Consider the following 6206-nt stretch of genomic DNA (forward strand, 5'->3'; position numbering starts at 1 on the left):
CAGAGATTTTTTGTTACATCAAATTAGTTAGTTGGTACAAAAATTTTTGTACCAATTTTGTACCAGAATGCGACAATATAGACGAAAAATGACAAAAAAATACGAGAGTCAAAAACTCTCAAAAGCTAGAATTTATGCGGGCTACGAGCCTCTACGAAAGAGGAGGTGTCCCATTAAAGGGGCACCCCATAAGTAACAAAATACCTTCTCCAAAAGAGCGTGTCTACCCCGACACGCTCTTTTACTGTCTAGAGTTTATGCGGGTTTGCGGGGTTTCTATGTTTTACTGAAGTACATCTTAAATGGTTAACATAACTCGATTTACTCAAAACCTTACTCAAATCCTCAATTTTATTACTTTTTTATTTTCACCATTTTAATATCCCATCGTATAACAAATTTTTGCATATTTATAGAATTGTTATTAGTTTTTTTCTGTGCTATCTTTTCATGCAAATAAATCGTTGGAGGATAGAGCGATGCTTAGAACAGACACATTTGGAAATATTCTTTATACAGGAGAGTCCCAGAGGAAAAATGGAACATATATGTTTAGGATGATGAAATGGGGCCAAAATACTTGGATATATGAAAAGACATTGGATGAACTAAGAATAAAGGAAAAATTGTTTTTAGATTCTATTGATAGGGGATATTCTGTTTTAAATGAAGAAATGACTCTTAATGAGGTTGTTGACTGTTATATCGATAAGAGAGCAGATTATATAAAGGAATCAACACTTAATACTATGTATCATGAATACTATGATTGTAGAAATACAATTGGTAGAACCAAGATTAAAAATCTTACGAAGTCTGAGATTGTCTATTATTTTATGGTAAAAGTGAAAAGTAAGAAAAATCCCAAAGGCTATGCTATATCAACTATAAAACGTAAGGTTTCAGTTATTAATGGCGCTTTAAAAATGGCTTTGGGTGATAGAATTATAAAATATAATCCTGCTGAGGGTGTTATAAAGGAAATTATGGAAAAGTCAAATTATAAAAAGAAGAAGATTTCCGGTTTGAACGAAGACCAGAGACAGAGGCTTGTTGAATATATGAAAAATAATACTAGGTATGCTAAGGATAAGCAGTTGATACTTTTTCTTCTTGGTACAGGATGTCGTATAGGGGAAGCGCTGGCTCTTCGATGGAATGATATAGATTTTGAAGCTGGTCAGATCAGTATTAATCATGCTGTTACATATGTAAGCGAAAATAATCATAGAATAGCTCATATAAAAGAACCTAAAACAGAAGCAGGAAATAGATGTATTCCTATGCTGGAAGATGTGAGAGAATTATTGCTTGATATAAAAAAAGAGCAGGATTCTATCAATTATATGGAAAAGCAAGTTATTGATGGATATACAGATTTTATTTTTCTGTCGAATCGGGGGAAGATTTTTACAAGAGAAGCGGTATGCGCGAAGCTTCATAGGATAATAAATTCGTATAATGAAGAGTGTTCTTATAATGAGGTTAGTAAACTTCCGGATATTACAACGCATCAATTGCGTCATACATTTGCGACTTTTTTGTGTAGAAACTCATATGACCTAAAAGCAATACAGCGGATAATGGGGCATGAAAGCATTGTTATTACTTTGTCAATCTATGCAGATGCTACCGATGCCGGCGTGTTTGAGGCTATGAAAGCATTAGAAAAGTCATATTACCTGGGCTATGCTGCTTGATTGATATGAACATAATAAGTAACTTAATTCTATCAAAATATTTGATATTGTGTAAGTATTACGTTTAAAAAAACTTGATTTAGTGCAAAACAAATGATATAATCGAAAATGCTTGATTTGGTGATAAAAAAAGTATTAAAAAAACTCGATTAGGTGTAGGGTGAATTATGAAAAGAAAAATAGAAGAAAAGATATTGGAATGGAAACAGCAAAGCAATGGAAGGACGGCACTCCTAATAGATGGTGCAAGGAGAGTTGGTAAAAGTTATATCGCAGAGGCGTTTGCCAAACAGAATTATAAATCGTATATTTTAATTGATTTTAATAAAGCTAGTGATGATATTAAGACATTGTTCGATGAAGATCTGGATGATTTAGATAGATTGTTTATGCTTTTGTCGGCGGCTTATAATACAAAATTGTATGAAAGAGAATCGCTTATAATATTTGATGAAGTACAGCTGTATCCTAGGGCGAGAGCAGCAATAAAGTTTTTGGTTTCTGACGGACGATATGATTATATGGAAACAGGATCACTTATGTCTATAAAAAAGAATGTGGAGAACATACTTATCCCTTCAGAAGAAAGACATATAAAAATGTACCCGATGGATTTTGAAGAGTTCTTATGGGCAAAAGGCGAAGAAATGGTTATGCCAGTAATCAAAAACTCTTTTGAAAATAAAAAGCCTCTGGGACAGGCGTTACATAGGAAGATTATAACGCTTTTTAGGGAATACGTGATAATTGGCGGAATGCCTCAAGTGGTTGAAGAGTATACTAAAACAGGTGATTTTGAGGCTGCAGATTTAATAAAAAGAGATATTATCAGTTTATATAGAGAAGATATACAAAAACATGCTAAAGGATATGAATCGAAAGTTGAGAGTATTTTTGATGAAATACCATCGCAGCTTTCTAAACATGAGAAGAGATTTACGCTTTCGTCGCTTGGAAAAGGGGCAAGATTTAGGGATTATGAAAGTGCATTTTTATGGCTTCAGGATTCTATGATAGCTAATATATGCTTTAATTCTACAGAACCAAATCTTGGCCTCAAACTGAATCGTGATAATTCGTCATTTAAGATTTATATGGGTGATACGGGTTTGCTAATAAGTCATGCTTTTGATGAGAATGGAATTGTATCTGAGGATATATATAAAAAGCTTTTGTTTGGAAAATTAGAAGTAAATGAGGGAATGATATTTGAAAATGTTGTTGCCCAAATGCTTGCTACAAATGGAAAAAAATTATATTTTTACTCTAATCCTTCAAGGGATGATAAAGATAGTAGAATGGAGATAGATTTTTTGCTTGCAAAGTCAAAGATAACAAATAGGCATAATATATCTCCAATTGAAGTTAAGTCTGGTAAGAATTATACGTTATCATCGCTGAATAAGTTCAAAAAAAAGTATAATGAGCAGTTAAATGTTGCTTATGTACTTCATGTAAATGATTTAAAAGAAGAGGGAGGTATTGTGTATCTTCCGGTTTATATGACGGGGTTATTATAATAATCCATAGATTCTCAAAGGTGCATGAGGGGATTCTTCCCATTTATATGTTAAAAAAATCTAAATGAAACCACCGGTTGACAGATTGCAAGCTGAAGATGGTGGATAACAACCGTCCTTTTGGAGTAATAATTTTTGGATTTTTTGATTATAATATTAATACTGGGCTAATAGAATTTAGACAAGGTATTATCGATTGGCTTGAAGAAAGACGATATAATATATCTTTATGGCAAGATATATTAATTGATATGGGATTTATTATTATTATTATTATTATGCAAGTTTTTATGGTACTTATTTGATAGATATCAAATATATTCTAGTTTTATAGACGATGACAAATTTCAGTTTGTAGAGATAATGTGTTAGCGCGTTATATCAGAAGATAATATGAGAATGCAGATATAGAGGTTGAGATATCAATCTCTATATTTTTTCATCATTTGCACCTTTTTAACGCACAGCACCATATGCAATCAACCAAACATATGATAGTTATAACACTCAAAGTATTGTGTTTTCATCGATTTTATCGAAGAGCGCACGGTACTTTTCTTTTTCTGAATCAAGGCATACCAGGTAATAGTCTGTATGGCATTCGGGATCGGCAAGAGGGATGTCTACCCTTCCCTGTACGAGATTACCTCTTTTGATAAAGTAGCTTGATGAAAAAATAGGGTAGTTGGAAGTCGAAGCCAGTTCAATGAAAGATGCTTCATCAACCTGAAGAAGGTATTTTGTATCCGGAGTCTTTTCTCTGGGGGTGTTTTCCCAAAAGCCAATGCGAGACAATAAGAGTACGGACATACCATTGATATCAGACAGGTGTATCTTTGGCTGGAAGGCCAAGGGGTCTCCCGGACGAATGGAAATAAACAGATCCTCGTGTCCGCATTTTTTATAATATAATCTTTTGTCATCCGGCTCTGTGTGGACGACTGCAAGTTGATATATGCCGTTTAACAGATGATCAGTAAAGGAACGGTCATCCATCATGTCAGCTGAAATTGTCATGCCGTTAAAAAGATTGTTTATCATAGGTGTGAATACGGCCTGTGGAACCGGCGCACAGTATCCTATGGAAAGGGTGTGAAGGCTTCTGTCAAAGGATAGTACCTTGGATTCAAAGTCTGCCTCGGCTTCCAGGACTCTTCTGGCATATTCTGCAGCGTGTTTTCCGGTTTCGTTTAACTCAAGATGATTTTTGCTTCTGGAAAAGAGGGATACACCGAGATCTTCTTCCAGTTTCTTCATAGATCTTGTAAGCGCCGGCTGTGATGTATGTAAAATGTCTGCTGTGGCAGATAATGTCTTGTTATCTGCAAATGTAACGAGCTGTTTTAATACGTGATTCTCAATCATAACATTCCTCACTATGCGTTATTGATATAGCAGATTCCGATGTTGGTATTGTACAATATCGGATTTATCATGTAAAGTTTGTATCACAGAACACAAAAACCTATGACAAGGAGGCATTAACTTATGGAATACATCACACTATCAAACGACGTTAAGGTACCGGCACTTGGAATCGGAACATTCCTGATCAGCCCGGAGGACACGGAAAAATCAGTATATGCAGCATTAAAGGGCGGATACCGTATGGTGGATACTGCTAATGCTTACATGAACGAGGAAGCGGTCGGCAAAGCGATTGCCAGAGCAATAGATGAAGGAATTGTAAAGAGAGAGGACATATTTGTTTCAACCAAGCTCTGGGCTACAGTTTATGAAAATGACAGCGCGGTAGAAGATACCTTAAAGCGCCTGGGTCTTGAATATGTGGATCTTCTTTTCATCCATCAGCCGGCAGGCAATTTCATTGCAGGATATAAGCAGCTTGAAAAGGCATATAAGGATGGAAAGACAAAGTCCATCGGTATTTCAAACTTCCATGATGAGAAGCTGGAAAAGCTTCTTGCAGCTGCAGAGATCAAGCCTCATGTGATCCAGCTTGAAGCTCATCCTTATTGCACTGAGAAGGAAATCATGGGAAGGTTTGCCGAGTATGGCACAAGGCTCATGGGCTGGTATCCTTTGGGGCATGGAGATCCCGGACTCGTACAGGAAGAGGTTTTCGGTAAGCTTGCTGATAAATACCACAAGAGCAATGCGCAGATCGTTCTCCGTTGGGCTACACAGATGGGATTCATCACAATCCCCGGATCAAAGAACCCTGATCACATCCGCGATAACGGCAATATCTTCGATTTCACTATGACTGATGATGAAATGGCTGAGATTGCGAAGCTCGACGGGACCAAGAAGTATTATGAACCGGACAATGAGACGGAGGAAAACTACGCAAACATGCATCTTCCATTTGAGGGATAAGGAGGCGAAAGACGATGGAATATATGACACTTAATAACGGAGTCAAAATGCCGATGATCGGTTTCGGTGTCTTCCAGGTACCGGACGCAAAACAGGCTGAAGCAGCTGTCAGCGATGCGCTGGAGGTCGGGTACAGGATGATAGACACCGCCTCTTCCTACTTCAATGAGGAAGCAGTCGGAGCAGCAATCAAGAACAGCGGGATACCCCGAGATGAGATATTCGTAACGACAAAGCTGTGGGTACAGGATTATGGTTATGACAATGCTTTAAAAGCATTTGATGTATCCATGAAAAAGCTGGGGCTTGATACTCTTGATCTTTATCTGCTCCATAAGCCTTACGGTGATTACTACGGAGCATGGCGAGCTTTGGAACGCCTCTATAAAGAGGGTCGTATCCGTGCCATCGGCGTGACCAGCTTTTGGAATGAGCGATTGGCAGACCTCTTCAATATGAATGAGATAAAGCCTGCGGTCAATCAGGTGGAGACAAATGTGTGGCTACAGCAGCATGAGGCAGGTGAGTTCATGGCAAAGCATGGTATCCAGCATGAAGCGTGGGGACCTTTTGCCGAAGGGAATAACGATGTGTTCAATACGCCTCTGCTTAAGGTGATTGCTGCTAAGTATGGCAAAACCACAGG

6 protein-coding genes are annotated in these 6206 nt (G+C 37.3%); 5 read left to right on the forward strand and 1 reads right to left on the reverse strand.

All coding sequences use genetic code 11. The annotated features are described in order from the left end of the window. The first annotated feature begins 479 nt into the window (after positions 1-479). The 3 genes from K6G87_RS15940 (at position 480) to K6G87_RS15950 (ending at position 3525) form a co-directional block, all read left to right on the forward strand. The gene (locus tag K6G87_RS15940) at positions 480-1700 is read left to right on the forward strand and encodes a tyrosine-type recombinase/integrase (RefSeq protein WP_296839470.1); all 1221 of its coding nucleotides are present in this window, start codon (positions 480-482) and stop codon (positions 1698-1700) included. A 167-nt stretch (positions 1701-1867) separates the two neighbouring features. Then, positions 1868-3220 carry an ATP-binding protein gene (locus tag K6G87_RS15945; RefSeq protein WP_296839473.1) on the forward strand — a complete coding sequence of 451 codons (1353 nt, stop codon included), beginning with the start codon at positions 1868-1870 and terminating at the stop codon, positions 3218-3220. Between the two features lie 98 nt (positions 3221-3318). Beyond that, positions 3319-3525 carry a hypothetical protein gene (locus tag K6G87_RS15950; RefSeq protein ID WP_296839475.1) on the forward strand — a complete coding sequence of 69 codons (207 nt, stop codon included), beginning with the start codon at positions 3319-3321 and terminating at the stop codon, positions 3523-3525. A gap of 202 nt (positions 3526-3727) precedes the next feature. Here K6G87_RS15950 and K6G87_RS15955 read toward each other — a convergent pair whose 3' ends face one another. Next, a complete protein-coding gene (locus K6G87_RS15955; RefSeq protein ID WP_296839477.1) occupies positions 3728-4585 on the reverse strand; it encodes a LysR family transcriptional regulator in 858 nt (285 codons plus the stop codon). Positions 4586-4708: 123 nt separating this feature from the next. On the opposite strand from K6G87_RS15955, the gene K6G87_RS15960 reads away from it, so the two are divergent. Together K6G87_RS15960 and K6G87_RS15965 are read left to right on the forward strand one after the other, a co-directional pair. Next, positions 4709-5560 (forward strand): aldo/keto reductase, encoded by an 852-nt coding sequence (locus K6G87_RS15960; RefSeq protein WP_296839480.1) that lies wholly within the window; start codon positions 4709-4711, stop codon positions 5558-5560. A 14-nt stretch (positions 5561-5574) separates the two neighbouring features. Further along, positions 5575-6206, forward strand: a 632-nt coding sequence (locus K6G87_RS15965) for an aldo/keto reductase (RefSeq protein WP_296839482.1), incomplete at its 3' end; no start/stop codon positions are given.

The sequence above is a fragment of the Butyrivibrio sp. genome (assembly GCF_024699075.1).